This window comes from Providencia sp. PROV130, assembly GCF_028482225.1.
In the GTDB taxonomy this organism is placed as follows: domain Bacteria; phylum Pseudomonadota; class Gammaproteobacteria; order Enterobacterales; family Enterobacteriaceae; genus Providencia; species Providencia rettgeri.
Genome location: NZ_JAMPQC010000020.1, coordinates 81,561 through 102,558, shown reverse-complemented (window position 1 = coordinate 102,558; position 20,998 = coordinate 81,561). Strand labels below are relative to the sequence as shown.

General features: G+C 42.1%; 22 protein-coding genes. 4 read left to right on the top strand and 18 right to left on the bottom strand.

What is annotated here, in order from left to right; translation table 11 throughout:
• Window positions 1–101: 101 nt before the first annotated feature.
• The 18 genes from PSF28_RS14440 to napF all read right to left on the bottom strand — a co-directional run bounded on the left by PSF28_RS14440 (window position 102) and on the right by napF (window position 16,505).
• Window positions 102–455 carry a DUF2946 domain-containing protein gene (locus PSF28_RS14440; protein WP_442958816.1) on the bottom strand — a complete coding sequence of 118 codons (354 nt, stop codon included), beginning with the start codon at window positions 453–455 and terminating at the stop codon, window positions 102–104.
• 386 nt (window positions 456–841) lie between these two features.
• The gene (locus PSF28_RS14435) at window positions 842–1,873 is read right to left on the bottom strand and encodes a phosphotriesterase family protein (RefSeq protein ID WP_272685248.1); all 1,032 of its coding nucleotides are present in this window, start codon (window positions 1,871–1,873) and stop codon (window positions 842–844) included.
• A gap of 1 nt (window position 1,874) precedes the next feature.
• Entirely contained in the window at window positions 1,875–2,840 is a 966-nt protein-coding gene (locus tag PSF28_RS14430; RefSeq protein WP_206082760.1) for a DMT family transporter, read from the bottom strand.
• Window positions 2,841–2,959: 119 nt separating this feature from the next.
• On the bottom strand, window positions 2,960–3,697 hold the full coding sequence (locus PSF28_RS14425; protein WP_109912712.1) for a glutamine amidotransferase: 738 nt from the start codon (window positions 3,695–3,697) through the stop codon (window positions 2,960–2,962).
• A gap of 26 nt (window positions 3,698–3,723) precedes the next feature.
• Complete coding sequence (locus PSF28_RS14420; RefSeq protein WP_272685247.1) at window positions 3,724–4,944, bottom strand: PfkB family carbohydrate kinase; 1,221 nt, start codon at window positions 4,942–4,944, stop codon at window positions 3,724–3,726.
• A 486-nt stretch (window positions 4,945–5,430) separates the two neighbouring features.
• Window positions 5,431–6,504 (bottom strand): cytochrome c-type biogenesis protein CcmH, encoded by a 1,074-nt coding sequence (locus PSF28_RS14415; RefSeq protein WP_210839976.1) that lies wholly within the window; start codon window positions 6,502–6,504, stop codon window positions 5,431–5,433.
• Window positions 6,501–7,058 (bottom strand): thiol:disulfide interchange protein DsbE, encoded by a 558-nt coding sequence (dsbE, locus tag PSF28_RS14410; protein WP_004262204.1) that lies wholly within the window; start codon window positions 7,056–7,058, stop codon window positions 6,501–6,503. The genes PSF28_RS14415 and dsbE overlap by 4 nt, the downstream gene beginning before the upstream one ends.
• Window positions 7,055–8,986 (bottom strand): heme lyase CcmF/NrfE family subunit, encoded by a 1,932-nt coding sequence (locus PSF28_RS14405; RefSeq protein WP_004913344.1) that lies wholly within the window; start codon window positions 8,984–8,986, stop codon window positions 7,055–7,057. Before PSF28_RS14405 ends, dsbE begins: the two co-directional genes overlap by 4 nt.
• Window positions 8,983–9,474, bottom strand: a complete 492-nt coding sequence (gene ccmE, locus PSF28_RS14400) for a cytochrome c maturation protein CcmE (protein WP_210839975.1) — start codon at window positions 9,472–9,474, stop codon at window positions 8,983–8,985. Before ccmE ends, PSF28_RS14405 begins: the two co-directional genes overlap by 4 nt.
• Window positions 9,471–9,683 (bottom strand): heme exporter protein CcmD, encoded by a 213-nt coding sequence (gene ccmD / locus PSF28_RS14395; RefSeq protein WP_004262214.1) that lies wholly within the window; start codon window positions 9,681–9,683, stop codon window positions 9,471–9,473. The genes ccmE and ccmD overlap by 4 nt, the downstream gene beginning before the upstream one ends.
• Window positions 9,680–10,420, bottom strand: a complete 741-nt coding sequence (locus PSF28_RS14390; protein WP_210839974.1) for a heme ABC transporter permease — start codon at window positions 10,418–10,420, stop codon at window positions 9,680–9,682. Before PSF28_RS14390 ends, ccmD begins: the two co-directional genes overlap by 4 nt.
• A gap of 197 nt (window positions 10,421–10,617) precedes the next feature.
• On the bottom strand, window positions 10,618–11,256 hold the full coding sequence (gene napC / locus PSF28_RS14385) for a cytochrome c-type protein NapC (protein WP_210839973.1): 639 nt from the start codon (window positions 11,254–11,256) through the stop codon (window positions 10,618–10,620).
• Between the two features lie 9 nt (window positions 11,257–11,265).
• Window positions 11,266–11,715 (bottom strand): nitrate reductase cytochrome c-type subunit, encoded by a 450-nt coding sequence (gene napB, locus PSF28_RS14380; RefSeq protein ID WP_004913351.1) that lies wholly within the window; start codon window positions 11,713–11,715, stop codon window positions 11,266–11,268.
• Window positions 11,712–12,575, bottom strand: coding sequence for a quinol dehydrogenase ferredoxin subunit NapH (gene napH / locus PSF28_RS14375; protein ID WP_004262229.1), 864 nt, complete (start codon window positions 12,573–12,575; stop codon window positions 11,712–11,714). The genes napB and napH overlap by 4 nt, the downstream gene beginning before the upstream one ends.
• Complete coding sequence (napG, locus tag PSF28_RS14370) at window positions 12,562–13,272, bottom strand: ferredoxin-type protein NapG (protein ID WP_210839969.1); 711 nt, start codon at window positions 13,270–13,272, stop codon at window positions 12,562–12,564. Before napG ends, napH begins: the two co-directional genes overlap by 14 nt.
• 6 nt (window positions 13,273–13,278) lie before the next feature.
• On the bottom strand, window positions 13,279–15,765 hold the full coding sequence (gene napA / locus PSF28_RS14365; protein ID WP_272685246.1) for a nitrate reductase catalytic subunit NapA: 2,487 nt from the start codon (window positions 15,763–15,765) through the stop codon (window positions 13,279–13,281).
• Window positions 15,746–16,024, bottom strand: a complete 279-nt coding sequence (gene napD / locus PSF28_RS14360) for a chaperone NapD (protein WP_004913364.1) — start codon at window positions 16,022–16,024, stop codon at window positions 15,746–15,748. The genes napA and napD overlap by 20 nt, the downstream gene beginning before the upstream one ends.
• Window positions 16,014–16,505 (bottom strand): ferredoxin-type protein NapF, encoded by a 492-nt coding sequence (gene napF, locus PSF28_RS14355; RefSeq protein ID WP_004262238.1) that lies wholly within the window; start codon window positions 16,503–16,505, stop codon window positions 16,014–16,016. Before napF ends, napD begins: the two co-directional genes overlap by 11 nt.
• A gap of 806 nt (window positions 16,506–17,311) precedes the next feature.
• On the opposite strand from napF, the gene nrfA reads away from it, so the two are divergent.
• From nrfA to nrfD, 4 genes are read left to right on the top strand one after another with little or no spacing between them, the layout of a single operon-like run.
• Complete coding sequence (gene nrfA / locus PSF28_RS14350; RefSeq protein WP_004913367.1) at window positions 17,312–18,745, top strand: ammonia-forming nitrite reductase cytochrome c552 subunit; 1,434 nt, start codon at window positions 17,312–17,314, stop codon at window positions 18,743–18,745.
• 48 nt (window positions 18,746–18,793) lie between these two features.
• Complete coding sequence (nrfB, locus tag PSF28_RS14345; RefSeq protein WP_210840264.1) at window positions 18,794–19,363, top strand: cytochrome c nitrite reductase pentaheme subunit; 570 nt, start codon at window positions 18,794–18,796, stop codon at window positions 19,361–19,363.
• Window positions 19,360–20,031 (top strand): cytochrome c nitrite reductase Fe-S protein, encoded by a 672-nt coding sequence (nrfC, locus tag PSF28_RS14340; protein WP_210840263.1) that lies wholly within the window; start codon window positions 19,360–19,362, stop codon window positions 20,029–20,031. Before nrfB ends, nrfC begins: the two co-directional genes overlap by 4 nt.
• Entirely contained in the window at window positions 20,028–20,984 is a 957-nt protein-coding gene (gene nrfD / locus PSF28_RS14335) for a cytochrome c nitrite reductase subunit NrfD (protein ID WP_210840262.1), read from the top strand. The genes nrfC and nrfD overlap by 4 nt, the downstream gene beginning before the upstream one ends.
• Window positions 20,985–20,998: the final 14 nt, after the last annotated feature.

The following is a 20,998-nucleotide window of genomic DNA, read 5'->3' as shown; positions in this document are numbered from 1 at the left end:
ATTGCTTAATAAGCAAAAAAATTCAAGGTGAGCGAACGCGTTTTGCCCAGTGAAGGCAAAATAGCAATAAATTGATTTGTAATATTTACAATGCTAAGACATCAGGAAATAGGCGGGGCTCGAGCAAGGTGTAATGACCATGGTCTAAATAACCAAATGTGAACACAACGTTCAAAAGGAATAAATAGTGTCAGCGTGGCTAATTGCCGAATAACTGCAGCAATAAATAAGATAAGAAATGGAAAGTGGATCAATAATTGGCAGTAACCACATGCAATGTCTTCCATCGGAGATTGCCCAATCCCCGTCATTAACATGTGATTCATTGGTGCAGAAACGTCACAATTTTCAGGCATCAGCATACCTTGATGCGAGTGCATCGAATGGCCTGCCATTGATGAATGCTCAATTGTACTATTAGGGTTAGTGCTCACGCAGTGTTCCATCAGCCTCATCGATTTAGAGAACAATGGAGCGATAAACAGCATAACCACAGCCAATAGTGCAAGATAGGCAGCAAATTGTCTGATTGAAGTGCGCAGGTGCAACGTTTTTCCGTCATCTGAGTACGAATTTATAGAGCAGAATTGTATCTTATTTAGATACCCATTGTTATTGATATTTACCGAAAATGTTAATTTAAGATGAACTTTATTGATAAAATTGATTATCTATCATCAATACAAACCCATTGAAAAATCAATCAATTGACTGATTTATAGTATTAGGTACATTTCTCTAAGTCAGCAAACTGTTTTAAAGGCGCCATAAAAAAGTAGCAACCACAAGTGATTGCTACTAATTTTCCATCCAAAGAATTCTAAAAATAACAAAGGGTATTCTATGCTAATAAGTTTGCAGGGTTATCAATACAAAGGCGGTTAATCATCGATTTATCCACCCCTTTTTTGGCCAATAACGAGAGAAAAACATTGGGTACAAATCCCCAGCCATTACCCCCATTTTTTGCCCACATTTGTTTGAGAAAAACATCATGACTCAACACGATTTGTGCCCCATACCCCATCTCAATCAGTTTACAAACCGCATCCGCAGTTTCTGTTACTGTTGGTGCAACACCTTCTTTTGGAAATGAAATATCTAGACCAATCATGTCAAACTCAAGCCAAACACCTCTATCAAGCATACGGCGTTGATAGTCAAAATCTTTACCTGACGGGTCTGAGTGTGCCAATGAAATTTTAGCGGGATTAACACCCATTTCTTTGATTAAAATATCGAGAACTTCATCTCCCCGACGTTGCCAACCAGGCATATGAATATTCATTGAAACATGGTCATTAGCCAGTTGCGCTACTGATGCCGCTCTTAGGCTATTCTTTTCACCATCAGTAAAAAAAGGAGATACCCCGATTTCACCAATCATTCCTGCACAAATATCCGTTCCATCAATGCCTACATTGAGCTCATCATCAATCATTTTAGCCATAGCATCGATATCATTGACTAACCGGTTACCTTCAAACTTTTCAATATACAGGCCAGAAGAAGCAACCACATTAATACCCGTTTTAATGGCAACTTCGCGCAGTTGATGTACATCTCGGCCAATCGCTTTAGAACCTGTAGCATCTACCAATGTCTTACCACCAAGTTCCTTAAAATTATTGACTTCATAAATCACATCTTCGATTGGCTTTTTATCCATATTGTCACAGCAGCAATATGGGTCGTACTTCAGTCCCCATTGAATATCGGCACTGACTTTTTTATCAACCAACACATGTGAGAAGTCATAAAATGGCTCATCGACAACCGTTGATAAATCATTAAACAGATGTTCATGTGGTAATGTCAGTCCCATATCTTCTTTTTTAACGGGCCCTGTCACCGTTTGGATATAACCTTTCATTTTATACTCCTGCGGCTTTTGTCGCTTTGGCTTCTCTAAACTCAGGAATGGTCGTAATAATTGCGCCGACTAAAGCAAATACTGTTCCAATAATAGTCACTAAGTACACGGTATTGCCCAAAGACGGTAGCAATAAGTCAATCAGTACCGAACCTAATAACTGCCCTGCCGTTGAAGCAACACCGAGCATCAACAAACCTAATCCGCGGACTAAGATTGCCATTAATGCGATGGACATTAAACCTAACGGACCACCTAGATACATCCACCAAACACCCGGTAAATCTAAAGTGAGATGACCTAATGCCATACGGATCACGAGCGCTATCGTCAGTACGGTAAAACCAACAATAAAGTTCCACGTAATAGAAACCATCATTGAACCTGTTGCTTCTGCAACTTTTGAGTTACCTGCAGGTTGCCACCCTGCTAACAAGCCAGCTAAAAAAGGTAAAATAGCTAAATAAATGGCAGAACTTGAATGCCATTGTGGTGAAACCACAAATAATGTTGCGACAACCGCAAAAACAGCACCTAATACACGAAAGGTAGTGAATGGTTTTTTCTCATCGATACCAATACCAAAGCGGTCACACAGCAAGCCTGATAATAATAGTGCAGAAATCAATGCAGTTTGGAAAGTTGCGATACCTAATGCACTCGCGGATGCGCCTTCAGAAAACACCACCATCGCACCGCACAGGCCTGCAAACCAATTCCACAATGGAATTTTTTTATTTTTAATTAAGCTAGGAATTGCTGCAAATTGTTGTCTGGTTTGTTTCTTCGCAATAATGATAAAAAACATCACCACCAAACCACTGGCAAATGAAATAACGGCGCTCGCATTTCCATCTTTTAATACATCACCCAGCTGCCCATTCACTGCGGATTGCATTGGCGATAACATACCGGCTAATACCGTCGCTATCATTAAAAAAGGGGTAGAATAACTTTTAACACTCATAAAATATTCCTTTTGGATTTTTGACTATGAGTCATTATTTTTTGTAATCGGCTTACAAGGTGCTGAATTAACTCAGCACCCATTTTCTTTATTTTGATTTTTTACTTTTAAAGAATTAATTAACGAGCGATTTGCTTAAGAATATTTACCCACATATCTGAATAATGCTCCCAAGCCATAAACTCACGACTTCCCCAGTGTGGCGAGCAGTCACTCATAAAACAGCCTGTTTTTCCTTTGTCATATTCACCGAATACCAATAATGGGTCTTCACCAATATTTAAAACAACTTGTGTATTTTCTTTAGCAGCAACTTTGTTATAACCTAAAAACATTGGCCAATTACCAAAGTTTTTAATTGATTCATGGCCTGTATTAGCGGGTGTTGCAAAAACTCCCTCAGGGGTTTCAACGCGGTCGTCACCATCTAACATTTCAACCGGTAATACATCGGCTAATAATGTATTTTTATAATTAGCTTTGGCTTCAATTCCCATAAATGACAAGTAACCACCGATCATTAATAAACCACCACCTTGGCTAACATATTGTTTAATTAATCCAAGTGCGTTAGGTAATACTTTCATATTATAGAAAGTGTCATTTTGTAATAAGAAAGTATTGGCACCGATATCGCTAATAACGACAACATCGTACTTCTCTAATTCCTCTACGGTTTTAGGGAATGCCATTTGCACGGTATGTGCAGGCATATAATCAATTTCAACGCCTTTATTTCTTAAACATTCTAATAAGAAAGTTGCACCTTCTTCATATTTACTTGAAGTAAAGCTGTCATAACCTTTAGTGTGGATCATATGGATATGCCATGATTCACCAATAAATAGAATTTTCATTTTTTTCCTCTTTTCAGAATATTAATTTATTCAGGGGATTGAGTCACAACCTGAGAATAGGTTGTTTGATTAATACGATACATAACATTTATATCTTCAGGCATTTCTGAAGCATTGCTCGTTTCAACAGCAAGGGATGAAAACGCCGATGCATAGCGCAAGGCATACGAAAATTGTTTACCTTTCGCCAAAGATGCAGCAAGAGCCCCATTAAATGCATCCCCTGCACCCGCGGTATTTTTAACAACAGCAGTATAAGCTGGAGAATAAATAAATTTATTACCATCAAATGCAATAGAACCTTTACTTCCGAGTGTAATAACCACTTTTTTCACACCTTTGTGATAGATAACTTCAGCGGCTTTTTTAGCACTTTCTAAATCAATAACATTAATGTTAGAAAGCAGACTTGCTTCAGTTTCATTAGGGGTTAAAATATCAATATTTTCAATTAATTCATTAACGATGTCGTTATACGGAGCAGGATTTAAAATAATTGGAATTTTATATTCATTACCAATCTCAATAATTTCCTTTAACGCTTCAATATTAGTCTCTAACTGAAGAAGAATAATATTTGAGTTAACAATTTTATCTTTTTGAATTTTCACTTCGTCAGCAGTAATATCCATATTAGAACCTGGATATATAGAAATAATATTTTCACCACTATTTTCAGAGACAAATATAGACGCTGTGCCTGTTTGATATTTTTCAGTTTGGTATATGGTTGACGTTTTAATTTTAGATGACGATATAAAATTTATTGCATATTCACTAAATTGATCTGTTCCTATCTTAGTAATAAAGTGTACAGGAGAGTCTGAATAACTCGCTGCTAATGCTTGGTTACACCCTTTACCACCAGGAGAAAAAATAAATTTATTTGATAATAATGATTCGCCTGCCTCTGGTAACCGAGGTAAGTAACTAATCATATCTACGTTAAATGAACCTAATACACATACTTTACCTAACACGGCATCATCCTTATCTGTTCTTTCATTAAAACTTTCATTGCACTCAAGAAATTGAATTATCTCTTTTTTAGCAACTTTATCTAGTGTTTCAAATTCGATGTATGCGCCACCATGGCAACGGCTAATAATTCCTTTTTTTGCTAACGAATTTAAATCTGCTCTAATGGTTTCTTTAGTGACATTAAGTTCTTTCGATAAAACAGAAACTTTGGCTGATCCGGTATTTTTTAAAATATTAATTATTTTCTTATGTCGTTCTGCTTTCATGCCATTTTACCTCATGGCATTTACTCTAATTTATACCTTGTTACATTAATGTGATTGTACTCATAGGTTCTCCCTGCAAAGCAAAAAAAAGCAAAAAGCATAAAAGTAAAAACAAAAAAAACCAAAAAAGAATAACCAAAGGTAAATCTTCTATTATTATCAAAACAATATAAGAATTGATTAGTTTATTTTATGAAATTTAAACTAAGAGGAAAGTACATAAGTAAATATAATAACTCGGATTATTTATTATATATTTCATAAATATAAAAACTTTAAAATAAAACAAAGTTAAATTAATAATTTATATTTAGAGCTTCATTAATTAAATTAGATAAAATAATCTTGATTAATCGTTATAATCTATTATGGGTAAAATAATGATAGGTTGAGAGAAGGATCACAAATTGAGTAAATGGATTATTCACCAGATAAACAAAAGGGAGCGGTTGCTCCCTTTTGGTCATAGTAATTGACTGCCGTTAACTATTCCGCTTTCGCTGGCAACCCTTTCTTTTCGTGTACCATCATCAGTGCTTGTTCAACACTGCGCTCGATGATAGGGCGACGTTGGTCATTCTCTGGCAGTAGTTTTAACATCATTTGCCAAGCAGAAATGGCTTCAGCGTAGCGTTCTTGCTCAAACGCATTGAATGCAAAAATGCTCAACGCTTTCACATTGGTACGGTCTTCTGCAATCAGCTTTTTAAGTAGTTCCGCACCTTGACGGTTATCTTCTGGGTCAGAAGAGCGCGTCAAAACTTCCGCATAGCCCATCACTACATTTTCATTTTTAGGTGCTAGGCGATAAGCACGGCCATAGGCATCGGTTGCCATGGTCGCATTCCCCAACACCATACCAATACGGCCTAGCATTTCCCACGCTTCTACATTTTGCGGGTCTTCTTGAAGGCGAGTACGTAGACCTAAGGCGAGGTGTTCCATTTCCGCATTATTAAGTGGCGGCTCTGACGGGTCTAGCGCTCTATCTAGCAAGGCCGGAGCTTGTTGGTAGGCATTATTCCAATCCGCCACTTTCTCGTAGCTACCTACCTGATAATAAGCACCGCCCGCAACACCTAATGCAATGATAAACCCGGGTAAATAAACCCAATTGCTAGTGCGAGAGGCCTCAGGTAATGCTTCTTCATCACCCTGCTCAACCTGTTTCAATCTAACGCGTTTTTTAGAACGGGCAAAAATGATCCAGCCGCCTACCGCTATCGCAATAAACGGCAATCCCCACAGCATAACCGTTAGTGGTGTCAGCGGTGGGTTATAAGTGACGAAGTAACCATAACGGGCAACCATGTAATCAACGATTTCATCACGGTTCTTGCCTTCTTTCATTAACTCATACACTTTTTGGCGCAAGTCCAGTGCAATCATTGAGTTAGAATCCGCAATGCTGTTGTTTTGGCATTTAGGACAACGCAGTTCTTCGGTTAATTTACGGAATTGCTGCTCTTGCTGTTCATTATCGAAAGTAAAGACTTCTGTCGATGCATATGTCACCGTTGCACTTAACGTTAACATCAATAAACCCAATAAATACCTCATTGGTTCGCCTCCTGATTATAGCGCTCCCAAAGGGGTTTAAACTCTTTTTCCCAAACGCGCTCGTCCATTGCCCCTGCGTGACGATAACGGATCACACCATTGCCATCAATTAAGAACGTTTCAGGTGCCCCATATACCCCTAGGTCAAGGCCTAACATCCCTTCACCATCAAATAAGCTTAAGGCATAAGGGTTGCCCAACTCACGCAACCACACAATGGCTTTATCCCGTTTATCTTTATAGTTCAACCCAACCACACGAACACCCTGTGCAGACAATTTATTCAAATATTGATGTTCTGCACGGCATGTTGGGCACCATGTTGCCCAAACATTCAACAAGATAGGTTGCCCTTGTGTTAATACATCGGATTCGTAGTGCTGGCCTGGGTTTTCTAGTGATTCAAGGCGAAAAACAGGCACTGGCTTACCAATTAAAGCAGATTCTAATAAACGAGGATCATCCCCTTCTGCATTACGCATCAATTGCCATAACAGAACCGCGGCAATTCCTGCAAAAATAATAAAAGGAATTAAGAAGACTTTGCGGTTCATGCTGTTTCCCCTTGTAATTTGCGACGACGATAACGTGGGTCAAACAAGCAGAATAACGCACCAATAGCCATTAATACGCCACCAGACCAGATCCAACGAACAAACGGTTTATAATACAAACGCATAGTCCATGTATCTTTAGCGATTTCCTCACCCAATGCAGCATATAAATCGCGAGTAAAACCCCCATCAATCGCCGCTTCAGTCATAACAGCTCGACTAACACTATAAAAACGTTTTTCTGGCATTAAAACACCGATGACTTTGTCTTTTTCCTTCACTGAAATACTGCCAATAACACCTTGGTAGTTAGGGCCATCAGCTTCTCGTACTCCGTTAAATACAAAGGTATAAGCACGAATTGAAATGCTATCACCCGGCTTCATTTTCACGTCACGCTCAATACTGTAATTTTGGCTAAAGGCAATACCGACGATAGTTACCGCCAAACCTAAGTGCGCCAGTACCATTCCCCAGTAACTTGGTGTGAGCTTGATTTTCTTACTGATGCGGACTCGCATTTCTGCGAAGGCAAGAATAGCAATCCAGCACGCCATCATTAAGCCAACGACCGTCAGGGCTTCTACCCTATCTTCCATTAATAATGGCAGGGCAAATGAGAGAATAACGGTTAATACGGTTGCAATGATTAATAACTTTTTAATCGCCGCAGGGCGGTCACGCCCCCAACGTACGAGTGGTCCAATCCCCAGTAGCAAGGCAAATGGCACCATCAACGCGATAAACATGGTATTAAAGAACGGTTCACCAATGGAAATCGTACCCAGACCAATTTGTTTATGGACCAACGGTAGCAATGTACCGAGTAACACGACTAACATCGCTGCCGTTAGGATAACGTTATTGCCCAGTAACATGGATTCACGGGACCATAGCGCATTGTTCACTCTTGAGCGTACCTTGTGCCCACGCAGTGCAAACACTAATAAAGAGCCGCCAATCACTAACACCATGAAGGCTAAGATGAATAACCCTCGAGATGGGTCTGAGGCAAAGGCGTGTACGGAAACCAATACCCCCGAGCGGACTAAGAAAGTCCCGAGCAAACACAATGAGAAAGCAAAAATCGACAATAATAGTGACCATGCTTTAAAAGTGGCTCGCTGCTCAGTCACGGAAAGTGAGTGGATCAATGCTGTTCCCACTAACCATGGCATAAAGGAAGCATTTTCCACCGGGTCCCAGAACCACCAGCCCCCCCAACCTAATTCATAATAAGCCCATGCGGAACCTAACATGATCCCTAGCGTTAAAAAGAACCATGCTGCCATCGTCCAAGGGCGAGCAAAACGCGTGAAAGAGCTATCTAACCGGCCACTTAACAATGCAGCAATCGCAAAGGCGAATGCCACTGAAAAACCGACATATCCCATGTATAACAATGGTGGGTGGAAAATCAGCCCAGGATCTTGTAGTAATGGATTGAGGTCACGCCCTTCAATCGGAAAGGCAGGCAGCGTGCGCGAAAACGGATTTGAAGTAAAGATGATAAACAGCAAAAAACCAACGCTAACCATCCCCATAACAGCTAAAACACGGGCAACAATGTCGAGCGGCATGCGATAACTGCAAATTGCCACCGCAAATGTCCAGCCACTCATTAATAATACCCAAAGTAATAATGAGCCTTCGTGAGCTCCCCATGTTGCCGCAACACGATACCAAATAGGTAATTGCGTATTAGAGTTATTGGCAACATAAGTGACTGAGAAATCATTAACAACAAAGGCATTCACTAATACTAGGAATGCCCCTGTTACACAAAGAAAAAGTAACCATGCTAATGGACGTGATGATGCCATTAAGCGTGCATCATTGCGTGCCACTCCCCATAGCGGGTAAAAAGACAGCAAAACGGCAAGCCCTAATGCCAAGCACAGTAAAACGCTACCAATTTCAGGGATCATGATGCATTGTCCTTATAGGCAGCAGCTGGCCTGCGATGGTTTTCTTGCATCGCTTTTTCAACCTCTGGTGGCGTATAGTTTTCATCATGTTTCGCGAGCACTTCTTTCGCTAAAATATGATTATTCTCTTGTAATTCCCCTTGAACAACGACACCTTGCCCTTCTTTGAATAAGTCGGGCAAAATTCCATGATAACTTACATTAACCTCGCCTTCGGCATCATAAACAGTGAAAGTGATATTGACAGCATTAGAGACAGGGTCAGAATCACGTACTACACTGCCTGGCATGACCATGCCACCGACACGTAAACGTTGCCCAACCTCAGGGACTTGCTGAGTTTCTCGCTTACCATAAATGATTTCACCGGGGGTATAAAACAAGTCAATACTTGAGCGCAATGCATAGAGAATCAATGCGAGGGTTAGCCCCACACCAACCAATATGGAACAGATCAGCCAAAGTCGGTTACGACGACGAATATTCACACTCCCTCCCTACGCGCTCTTGCTGCTTTTTGCCTGACTTCACGAGCTTGCTGTTGAATAATTGCATTTATTATCATTTTTCTTTGTATATACGTATGCAAACAGAGTAATAAAATAGGTATTAATGTCAGCGCAACCGCCAGCCATACATAAAAACCATAGCCGCCCATCGCCCAAAATTCACTCCAAGATGCAAATGCGCTAGTCATGATTGACGTCCTTTTTTATTAACAATATCTAATACCCATGGACGGTTACGTTCTAACATCAATAATTGACTACGTAAACGGATTAACGTTAATGAGATAAAGAGAAATAGGTAACCAAGGATAGCTAAACGAAGTGGTGTACGCATAGCAGGGTTGATACTTTCTTGCATGCGAGTCGAAGGTTGGTGCAAAGTTTGCCACCATTCAACTGAATAATGAATGATAGGTAAGTTAATCACACCAATTAATACTAAAATCGCAGCGGCTTTTCCTGCGGTGCGACGATCATCAAAAGCATGCCATAAAGCAATAATCCCCACATACAGAAAAAATAGAATTAATTCAGAGGTTAAACGTGCATCCCATACCCACCATGCACCCCACATTGGTTTACCCCATGTCGCACCTGTAACCAATGCGATAAAGGTAAATACCGCCCCTACTGGTGCCATCGCTGCTATCGCCAATTCTGAGACTTTCATTTGCCAGACTAGACCGACAAAAGCCGTAATGGCCATCGTGGCATAAATTCCCATCGACCACATTGCAGCAGGAACATGGATATACATAATACGATAGCTTTGACTTTGGACTTTATCAGTTGGCGCAAAACCAAATCCCCAAACCCATCCCACCGCTAAACAAATTACACTCAATATAATAAACCACGGTATTAGACGCCCACATAACCGATACAGGTTGGCTGGGATGGCTAGTTGATGAAGCTTTTTCCACATAGTTTAATTACCCTGATTTATTATATTGTTAGTAAATGCTGCGTGACAGCATCATACAATACACATTAAAAAAGCAAATATATTGATTTAACACAAATATAACTTAGGCTGATCATACTCAAACGCATAACCAGCCTATTTATTGATCATTACTTATAATTCATCGATGTAACTCATCATAAAATGATTACCTTGAATTAAAAGCCAGGTTCAACTTCACGCATGTCCGGCAACTTATGGGCGATCCCTTTATGGCAGTCAATACAGGTTTTACCATCCGTGATGGCTTGGTCATGCATTTTGGCTGCGACCCCTTTTTGTGCAGTAAAGTCCATATACTCAAAGTTATGGCAGTTACGACACTCTTGTGAGTCGTTATTTTTCATCCGCCGCCATTCGCTTTGCGCCATCGCTAACCGATGGTCTTCAAATTTTTGTGGCGTATCGATAATGCCAAAAATTTTTCCGTATAACTCTTTACTCGCTTGAATTTTACGCACCATTTTAGGGCCAAACTCATGCGGTACGTGACAATCTGGGCAAGTTGCACGGACACCACTACGGTTAGTATAGTGAATAGTATCCATATATTCTTCATAGACATTCTCACGCATTTCATGGCAGCTAATACAGAACTCTTCCGTATTGGCCATTTCCATACCGGTATTGAAGCCGCCCCAGAAAATAACACCACTCACGAAGCCTATCAGTAATAATGTTCCTAACGCTAAGCGGCTTGGCCTACGCCACCAGCGCCATACTCGGCCGATTAACCCAAACAAGCCCTTTTTCTTCGGCTTGTCATCATTTGTTTGCTTTTCATTGTTATTTGACATAATTCCCCCTTATTTCCCAAAACCTTTGGATGGGGTAAATGTGTTATCAACAATCGGTGCCGTGTCTGACTGAGGCACGTGGCACTGTAAACAGAAGTAGCGATTTGGCGCGACTTCGCCAAGAACTTTGCCTGTTGCATCCATAAAGTGTGTTGGGCTAACTCTTGGTGCCCCTGTAGTGCGATAATTTTCCACACCATGGCATTGCAAGCAACGATTAGTATTAGTGGTAATTTGATAACCTTCAACACTATGTGGGATCATTGGTGGTTGATTCACATAGTTTAATGCCATTCTTTCTTGCTCTTTCGGAATATGAATGCTTCCTTCTGACGTACCGGATACTTCTGGTGATTGGGTCAGGTCTACACCATTAGCAGCCCAAACAAGGCTGCTTACAACAAAGGCCATTCCAGCCACCCAACGGCTGATCGTCTTTTTCAGGACAGGATTTTTCATGATTTTGCTCCCGAACTCCATCTTAGTGTTATTTTAAAAACATCCTCAGAACAAACATCGATGCAACGACCGCAAGTGATGCAATCTTTATCGGATATCTGCGCTGGAGCTTGTTTATCTAGGACCGGTGCGCGCAGAACTTGCGGCTCCGGACAAATGTGGAAACAGTCCATACAACGGCTACAGTTTTCTTTATTTTCCGCTGTAACAACCAATGCGCCCTTACACCCTGCCACGCCATATAGCGCACCTAATGGGCAAAGGTGACCGCACCAACCATGTTCCACAACTAATAAATCGAATAAAAACAGTGCAACTAAAACCAATGCACCGCTGCCAAAACCAAAAATTAAACTGCGCCCCATTAATGAAACTGGATTAAGCCATTCCCAAAGTAAGGTACCTGTAATAGCAGAACCGATCAGGATCACGACCAGCAATACATAGCGAATATTGCGCGGTATGGTTGCGGATTGGTTAAAATCAAATTTACGTCTTAACCACGCCGCCGCATCCGTCACTGGGTTTACAGGACAGACCCAACTACAGAAAATGCGCTTACCCAGCAGTGCATAAACCCCGAATACGATAGCAGCCCCAACTAATGCTGAGATCCCCGGTAAGTAACCACTTGCTAAGCTCTCTAAGGTGATTAATGGGTCAGTCAAAGGTACGGTGTCTAACAATAAGCTACTGCTGTAGTTACCATGTAAAATCCATACCCCAAACCATGGCCCACTCAAGAACATCGCTAACACCAGCAATTGGCTTATGCGTCTAAACACCAACCATTTGTGGCTCTGCCACCAGCCTTTTTTTGCCTGAGCTTCACGTCCGGCATCACGTTTACGATTCGCCATTGTTACCCTCCAGCCAACCAAAGCGGTAATGGTGTCCTAACTCACCTTTCGCCAGCGACCTTGGTAATACCTTGATAGCCGCTTCTTCCAATACACATGCCTGTTCACATTTACCACATCCCGTGCAGTAGTTGCTATTGACGGTGGGTAGGAAACGCGCGTGCTTACCGGTTCGGTGGTTTTGTTCAAGTTCCAATGTGATGGCTTCATCAATCAATGGACATACGCGGTAACATACATCACACCTTAGCCCTTGAAAGTTCAGGCAGTTTTCCTGATCGAGTAAAACGGCTAACCCCATGCGTGCATCGTTAATCGACTCAATGTCTTTATCCAATGCACCACTTGGGCAAACCTTGGCGCAAGGAATGTCCTCACACATTTCACACGGATTTTCTCGGGCGATGAAGTATGGCGTTCCGGAAGCCAAACCGGATGCCAATGTCGCTAATTTCAACATGTCATACGGGCAGGCTTGAACGCATTGCCCACAGCGGACACATGCACTGGCAAATACTTTTTCATCAAGGGCTCCCGGCGGGCGAAGCTTGACGCCACTCGCACGGGAAGTTTGTTGCTGAAGCCCCAGCACCACACCAACAGCCGCCAACCCACCCGCAGTGCGGGCAACATCGCGTAAAAAGCGACGACGACTGTTCTGGGACTTAGCCTGTTGAGACTTAGCTTTCTGGGGCATGAGCAATTACACCTTTTCCAGTTTAACGGCACATTTTTTGTAATCCGTTTCTTTTGAAAGCGGATCGGTTGCATCCAGTGTTAAGTTATTCACTAGCTGCGCAGCATCGAAAAACGCCATGTAAACTAAGCCTTTTGGTGGTCTATTACGGCCACGTGTTTCGACAATCGTGGTTACATCACCACGGCGTGAAACCACTTTGACTTTATCACCACGGCGTAAACCTCTCTCTTTCGCATCGATTGGATGTATAAACACAAGAGATTCAGGGAAAGCACGGTGCAGTTCAGGAACACGGCGTGTCATACTACCGGTATGCCAATGTTCTAATACACGGCCTGTTGATAACCATAAATCATATTCTTTATCTGGCGATTCTGCAGCAGGCTCAAATGGCAGGGCAAAAATCACCGCTTTACCATCTGGTTTACCGTAGAATTGATAACCCTCGCCAGCCTTAACGTAAGGGTCATTTCCTTCGCTATAACGCCACTGAGTTTCTTTGCCATCAACCACTGGCCAACGGATACCGCGTGCTTTGTGGTAGTCATCAAAATCAGCCAAGTCATGACCATGGCCGCGACCAAAGCCAGCGTATTCTTCGAACAGCCCTTTTTGTAAGTAGAAGCCTAATTCACGAGACTCATCATTAAGTTGGTCTTCTGCTAACTCGCTCACAGGGAACTTCGTTACAGCTTGGTTAGCGAATAACACGTCATACAGTGTTTTACCGCGTAACTCAGGTTTTTTCGCGAGTAACTCTTCAGGCCACACTTCATCCGTTGTAAAGCGTTTAGAGAACAGTACCATCTGCATTAAGTCAGATTTCGCTTCGCCAGGTGCTTTAACTTGCTGGCGCCAAAATTGGGTACGACGTTCCGCATTACCGTAAGCACCTTCTTTTTCTACCCACATGGCTGTCGGTAAAATCAAGTCAGCAGCTAACGCACTGACCGTTGGATAAGGGTCAGAAACCACGATAAAGTTGCGAGGATCACGCCAACCAGGCATACGCTCTTGGTTGATATTCGGGCCCGCTTGCATGTTGTTGTTACACATTACCCAGTAGAAATTCAATTTACCGTCTTTTAAAGCACGGTCTTGAGCTACGGCGTGTAAACCCACTTTTTCAGGGATCGTCCCAGCAGGTACCCCCCACACACCTTCTACTTTCTCACGGTGTTTTTCATTGGTAACCACCATGTCTGCAGGTAAACGGTGTGAGAACGTACCAACTTCACGAGCAGTACCACACGCTGATGGCTGGCCTGTTAATGAGAACGGCCCACAACCAGGTTGAGAAATTTTTCCTGTCAGTAAGTGCAAGTTATACGCTAAGTTATTCGCCCAAACACCGCGAGTGTGCTGGTTAAAACCCATGGTCCAATAAGAAACCACTTTCGTTTTAGGGTCTGCGTAAAGCTTAGCAAGTTCCTCTAACTGATCTTTTGGAACCCCGGTCATTTCTGCGGTTTTGTCTAGCGTATATTCTGCAACAAAGGCTTTATATTCGTCCCATGTCATTGGCTCAGACGCATCAGAACCTGCATTTTTCGCATTTTGTTCGAGTGGGTGAGTTGGGCGTAATCCATAACCGATATCTGTTGCACCACGACGTAAATTCACGTGTTTATCGAGGAATTCCTGATTAACTGCATTATTTTGAATGATATAGTTTGCAATATAGTTCAGGATCACTAAGTCAGATTGTGGTGTAAAGACGATGCCGTTATCCGCTAATTCAAAGCTACGGTGTTTGAAAGTCGATAACACTGCAACACGCACGTCAGGGTTAGACAGACGGCGGTTGGTGATACGAGACCACAAGATTGGGTGCATCTCAGCCATGTTTGAGCCCCAAAGGACAAACGCATCAGCATGCTCAATGTCATCATAACAACCCATTGGTTCATCCATACCAAAAGTACGCATGAAGCCCACGACCGCAGAAGCCATGCAGTGGCGTGCATTCGGGTCTAAGTTATTAGAACGGAAACCACCTTTGAACAGTTTTGATGCCGCATAGCCTTCCCAAACAGTCCACTGGCCCGAACCGAACATACCAATCCCTTCAGGACCTTTTTCTTTTAATGTGGTTTTGACCTTTTCTTCCATAACATCAAAGGCTTGTTCCCACGTGATCGGTGTAAACTCCCCATTTTTGTCATATTCGCCGTCTTTCATACGCAACATTGGCTGCGTTAAACGGTCTTTTCCGTACATAATTTTTGGTAAGAAATACCCTTTGATACAGTTTAGACCACGGTTTACAGGAGCTTCTGGGTCACCTTGACTGGCCACAATACGACCATTTTGAGTTCCCACCAGTACCCCACATCCTGTACCACAAAAACGACAAGGGGCTTTGTCCCATTTAATACTTTCTTGTTGACCAACCACTGCTTTCGCAATGCTCGGTGCGCCAATACCTGCCGCCGCAGCAGCGGCCGCTATCGCATTGGCTTTCATAAAGCTACGACGACTGAGTTTCATAATCTTCCTCACCTTGCTCTTCCTGCTGATGGTAAACCAGCGAAACATCTAGTACGCCGTCAATATCGCGTACTAAATCAATAGTATCTAACAACGTTCTACTACCTTGCCCTTCAACAACCACAATCAGTTTTCCGTTTTCCGGGGCGCTTAGCGCCACTTCACAATGGGAAAGTTGATTAATTTCTTCGGCCACAGTAGACAGTCGCTCACTTTTTACTTGTACTATTAAACTGCACACTTGATAGTTACTGTGCATGTTCATGCTCCACGGTAATGGCTGAAACTGGGCAACCTGCGACGCAAGCACCACAGCCTGTACAACCTGGTGTTTCTACTTTTGGCTGGTATATACCGGCCATTGACGGACGAAAAGAGATGACTTCAGGCTCACAACTGTCTTGGCAACGACGACATTCAATCGAAAGATAAGCAAGACAATTTTGGCCAATCGAAATTGAGATATCCCAAGGTTGGGAATGTTTTGGTAGGAAAATAGGTTCTGGACATGCTGTTGCACATGCATAGCAAAATGTACATTCACCACGCTTAAAATCAACAACAGGGTAGCCCCCTGCTCCTGGTTGGATAATTGCCGTTTCGCAACTTTCAACACAGGCATTGCAACGGGTACACAATTCGATAAATTGCGTTTCACTACCACTCCATGGCGGCCGAACCACTGGGGCTGCACTACGCCACGCACCAGTTAATACTCCCCGACGGGTGAGATCAACCATGTTTTTTTCCTTTACATTGCCAACAAAAAAACTAAAACGTATTGATAAACCGCATTTTTTATATGTGTATTTATGAGAAATATTAACGATAGAGGTTATAAAAATACATACTACCAAGTGGGTAAAAGAGGTAATTACCCGTATACGACTAGAAATGACAACATTTACGTTATTTACTCACCATTAGCTAAAAATAGCATCAAAATGACAAGCGAGTAGGCCTTTTTAATTATTTATTAACATTTTTTTAATATGTATTATTAATTTAAACTCAAGTTTTAATTTTTTAAATTATAATTCCAGCTCAAAACTACCACTAAAGTGGTATACATAATGTCATTTAGCAAAAAAATATCTGTATTTTTTTTGATATTAAACAAATTTCATTTCTAACTTTATTTCAAAAACAGCAATCAAATATTTAAAATAAAAAAATTATTTTAAAATCAACAAAATAAAATCAGACAACGCCAAACATCAAAATAAGAATCATTACTAATTAATTGTTAAAAGTAACAGTTAAAAACCACAGAAAAATAACCATATCAATTTCAATAATACCTATTTTTTATTATTTCCTCACATTCTATTTCCTTATTACAAATTATCTTTTGATCAAAAACAATATTTTTAGTGTGGTTTTTTGTTACACATATAAATTGGCAATGTCTTGGTAGCAGATGAAAGCTTGCTATCAAACCTAAATAACAAAAAGATACCCAAAATAGTTCGAGTCACAGGTCACAATATAACAACAACTCGAAAAATGAAGGGATGACTGGCTAAAATTACTCGAGGCCCTTTTTATGGCAAACATAAGAAATAATGCACTATGCTTATTGAGTCTGGTTGCAGGAATATTTCTCTTTACCTCTGTTCATGCTCAAACTCCGACTAAAGATAGTACATCTACCATCAACGCTCGAAATGAAACTTTCGAAGCCGCTCACCCTGATCAATACCACTCTTGGCGAGCAACATCCGAGCAATCAAACCGAGAAGACGCATTAGCGGAAGACCCTCGCTTAGTCGTACTCTGGGCTGGATACCCATTCTCACGCGACTACAACAAACCTCGTGGTCACGCCTATGCCATTATTGACGTCCGTGAAACCTTACGAACTGGTGCTCCGAAAGATGCCCAAGATGGCCCGCTTCCGATGGCATGTTGGAGCTGTAAAAGTCCCGATGTGGCTAGACTTATCCAAGAACATGGCGAAGATGGCTATTTCGAAGGTAAGTGGGCGAAAGGTGGCCCAGAAGTGGTGAATGTCTTAGGTTGCGCGGATTGCCATAAAACCGACTCAGCGGATTTTGCAAAAGGTAAACCAGAGCTAACACTTTCTCGCCCTTATGCAGAGCGTGCAATGGAAGCGATTGGCAAACCGTTTGATAAAGCCAGCCGGTTCGACCAACAGTCCATGGTGTGTGGCCAGTGCCACGTAGAATATTATTTCTCTGGTGATAAAAAAGCCGTGAAATTCCCATGGGATAACGGCACCAAAGTGGAAGATATGGAAGTCTACTACGATAACATTGGTTTCTCTGACTGGACCAACTCACTGTCGAAAGCTCCAATGCTAAAAGCCCAACACCCAGAATATGAAACTTGGAGTGCGGGTATTCATGGCAAAAATAACGTGACCTGTATTGATTGCCATATGCCAAAACTGCAAAACGAAAAAGGCGAACTGTACACCAGCCATAAAATTGGTAATCCATTCGACAATTTCGAACAAACCTGTAGCACTTGCCATACCCAAAGCAAACAACAACTGCAAGATGTGGTTGCTGAACGTAAAGTCGCTATCCAAGAGATGAAAATCAAAGCGGAAGACCAATTGGTACGCGCTCACTTTGAAGCGAAAGCTGCATGGGATGCAGGCGCAACCGAAGATGAAATGAAACCAATTTTAACCGATATTCGCCATGCACAATGGCGCTGGGATTTAGCTATCGCCTCCCACGGTATTCATATGCACGCACCAGATGAAGGCCTACGTATGTTAGGTGGTTCGATGGATAAAGCGGCAGATGCACGTACTAAACTCGCTCGCCTGTTAGGCTCTAAAGGCATCACCCATGAAATTGCCATCCCTGATATTTCAACCAAGGAAAAAGCACAACAAGCCATTGGTTTAGATATGCAAAAAATCAACGCGGAGAAACAAGAGTTCTTAAAAACTGTCGTTCCGCAGTGGGATGACCAAGCTCGTAAAAATGACCTATTAGCCAAATAACCATGATTTGCCCCAAATAATGGGGCAATACCAACCAATGGAGTGAATATGAGCGTACTACGTTCGTTATTAACTGCTGGGGTGCTGGCAACAGGCTTATTATGGGCAACAGCCGCATCCGCAACCCCACAAATGGCACAAGAAAATGCCGAAGGCCGTTGGGTTGTCACGCAGCAACGCAGTGCTGACAGCGCCTGCTTAGACTGTCATAAACCAGACCAAGAAGGCATGCATGGCACTCACGCAGAAGTGGTTAACCCTAACAATAACTTACCCGTGACTTGCACCAACTGCCACGGTAACCCAGGGCCTGATCACCGTGAAGGCGTCAAAGATGTCATGCGCTTTAACAACCCAATGTATAGCGTTGAACAACAAAACAGTGTCTGTCTGTCATGTCACTTACCGGAGCAACTGCAAAAAGCGTTCTGGCCTCATGATGTCCACGTCACCAAAGTGGCCTGTGCCAGTTGCCATGACCTTCATCCAAAGCAAGATACGATGAAGGTACTGACTGATAAGGGCAAAGTAAAAATATGTGTCGACTGTCACTCAGATCAACGCAATAACCCTGATTTCAATCCAGCAGCGGTGAAATTGCGTAAGGAGCAGCCATGAGTTGTTCTCGTCGTCAATTCATTATCTACTCAGGAGCACTGGCGGCGGTAGGAGGGGTTGCTAGCCATACGCTAGCTAACACCATAAAAATAGATGGCGTTCGCTACGGCATGGTGCACGATGAAAATCTGTGCATCGGCTGTACGGCGTGTATGGATGCGTGCCGAGAGGTTAATCAAGTACCGGAAGGTGTTTCACGGTTAACCATCATCCGTAGTGAGCCTATAGGCCAATTTCCTGATGTTAAATACCGTTTTTTTCGCCATTCCTGTCAACATTGTGAAAGTGCGCCTTGTGTTGATGTTTGCCCTACTGGTGCCTCTTTTATCGACAAAACAACGGGGATTGTTGATGTAAACCCTGACTTATGTGTCGGCTGCCAATACTGTATTGCTGCCTGCCCTTATCGTGTCAGATTTATTCACCCTATCAATAAAACCGCGGATAAATGTGATTTTTGTCGTAAAACGAATCTAAAAAAGGGTAAGCAACCCGCTTGTGTCGAATCTTGCCCGACCAAAGCATTAACCTTCGGTAATTTAGATGATCCTAAGAGCGATATTTCGTTGATGCTAAAAGAAAAGCCGACTTATCGATTCAAAATTGCACTCGGTACTCACCCCAAAATGTATCGAGTCCCGTTCAAATATGGGGAGGTTAGCCAATGACAACAGCTTCTGCTTTCCATTTTGAATCCTTAGTGTGGGACTGGCCCATTGCCGTTTACTTATTCTTAATTGGTATTTCGGCTGGGCTAGTAGTACTTGCGGTACTTATGCGCCAGTATTATCCCACTGCGGCTGGCAGTGATAGCACTCTCATGCGCACAACACTGATTTTAGCTCCGACAACAATCATCTTTGGGTTATTGATCTTAATTCTCCATTTGACGCGTCCATGGACATTCTGGAAATTAATGTTTCATTACAGCCCGACTTCGGTGATGTCAATGGGGGTAATGTTATTCCAAGTGTATATGGCTGTACTTGTTATTTGGCTTGCTAAAATCTATGAAAAAGAGCTCATTGTTTTACAGCAAAAATGGCTACCTAAATTTACGCTTATCCCAAGAATATTGACCCTGCTAAATCGTGCGATGCGTTCTCTGGATATTGTGATGCTAGTCTTGGCTGTTTTGCTTGGGGCTTATACTGGTTTTTTACTTTCAGCATTAAAATCTTATCCATTCTTAAACAATCCACTATTACCGGCTTTATTCCTATTTTCAGGAATATCGTCAGGTATCGCGGTATCATTAATGGCAATCGCATTACGCTACCGTAAAAATATCCATAACGGCGAAACCGCATTTTTACACCGTATCGAAGGCTTTGTTATTTGGCTGGAGATATTCCTATTAGCGGCCTTTTTTGTTGGGTTAGCGTTAGGGGACGATGGAAAACTTCGCTCATTAATTGCCGCATTAGGCGGTGGTTTCTGGACTTGGTGGTTTTGGATTGGTGTTGTCGGATTTGGTTTTATTATTCCTCTGCTATTCAAAAAATGGATGGATAAAGGCCAAGGTGCAGCAAGAGTATTGATTATCAGTGGTGCAAGCTTACTGGGTGTCTTCTGCTTACGCTTCTTTGTGCTATATGCAGGGCAGTTGACCATTGCATAACTCACTAAATAATA

What these genes read in the sequence shown, in the direction of transcription:
- PSF28_RS14440 (WP_442958816.1), bottom strand. Translation starts at nt 455, where the DNA reads ATGAGGCTGATGGAACACTGCGTGAGCACTAACCCTAATAGTACAATT.
- PSF28_RS14435 (WP_272685248.1), bottom strand. Translation starts at nt 1,873, where the DNA reads ATGAAAGGTTATATCCAAACGGTGACAGGGCCCGTTAAAAAAGAAGAT.
- PSF28_RS14430 (WP_206082760.1), bottom strand. Translation starts at nt 2,840, where the DNA reads ATGAGTGTTAAAAGTTATTCTACCCCTTTTTTAATGATAGCGACGGTA.
- PSF28_RS14425 (WP_109912712.1), bottom strand. Translation starts at nt 3,697, where the DNA reads ATGAAAATTCTATTTATTGGTGAATCATGGCATATCCATATGATCCAC.
- PSF28_RS14420 (WP_272685247.1), bottom strand. Translation starts at nt 4,944, where the DNA reads ATGAAAGCAGAACGACATAAGAAAATAATTAATATTTTAAAAAATACC.
- PSF28_RS14415 (WP_210839976.1), bottom strand. Translation starts at nt 6,504, where the DNA reads ATGAGGTATTTATTGGGTTTATTGATGTTAACGTTAAGTGCAACGGTG.
- dsbE (WP_004262204.1), bottom strand. Translation starts at nt 7,058, where the DNA reads ATGAACCGCAAAGTCTTCTTAATTCCTTTTATTATTTTTGCAGGAATT.
- PSF28_RS14405 (WP_004913344.1), bottom strand. Translation starts at nt 8,986, where the DNA reads ATGATCCCTGAAATTGGTAGCGTTTTACTGTGCTTGGCATTAGGGCTT.
- ccmD (WP_004262214.1), bottom strand. Translation starts at nt 9,683, where the DNA reads ATGACTAGCGCATTTGCATCTTGGAGTGAATTTTGGGCGATGGGCGGC.
- PSF28_RS14390 (WP_210839974.1), bottom strand. Translation starts at nt 10,420, where the DNA reads ATGTGGAAAAAGCTTCATCAACTAGCCATCCCAGCCAACCTGTATCGG.
- napC (WP_210839973.1), bottom strand. Translation starts at nt 11,256, where the DNA reads ATGTCAAATAACAATGAAAAGCAAACAAATGATGACAAGCCGAAGAAA.
- napB (WP_004913351.1), bottom strand. Translation starts at nt 11,715, where the DNA reads ATGAAAAATCCTGTCCTGAAAAAGACGATCAGCCGTTGGGTGGCTGGA.
- napH (WP_004262229.1), bottom strand. Translation starts at nt 12,575, where the DNA reads ATGGCGAATCGTAAACGTGATGCCGGACGTGAAGCTCAGGCAAAAAAA.
- napG (WP_210839969.1), bottom strand. Translation starts at nt 13,272, where the DNA reads ATGCCCCAGAAAGCTAAGTCTCAACAGGCTAAGTCCCAGAACAGTCGT.
- napA (WP_272685246.1), bottom strand. Translation starts at nt 15,765, where the DNA reads ATGAAACTCAGTCGTCGTAGCTTTATGAAAGCCAATGCGATAGCGGCC.
- napD (WP_004913364.1), bottom strand. Translation starts at nt 16,024, where the DNA reads ATGCACAGTAACTATCAAGTGTGCAGTTTAATAGTACAAGTAAAAAGT.
- napF (WP_004262238.1), bottom strand. Translation starts at nt 16,505, where the DNA reads ATGGTTGATCTCACCCGTCGGGGAGTATTAACTGGTGCGTGGCGTAGT.
- nrfA (WP_004913367.1), top strand. Translation starts at nt 17,312, where the DNA reads ATGGCAAACATAAGAAATAATGCACTATGCTTATTGAGTCTGGTTGCA.
- nrfB (WP_210840264.1), top strand. Translation starts at nt 18,794, where the DNA reads ATGAGCGTACTACGTTCGTTATTAACTGCTGGGGTGCTGGCAACAGGC.
- nrfC (WP_210840263.1), top strand. Translation starts at nt 19,360, where the DNA reads ATGAGTTGTTCTCGTCGTCAATTCATTATCTACTCAGGAGCACTGGCG.
- nrfD (WP_210840262.1), top strand. Translation starts at nt 20,028, where the DNA reads ATGACAACAGCTTCTGCTTTCCATTTTGAATCCTTAGTGTGGGACTGG.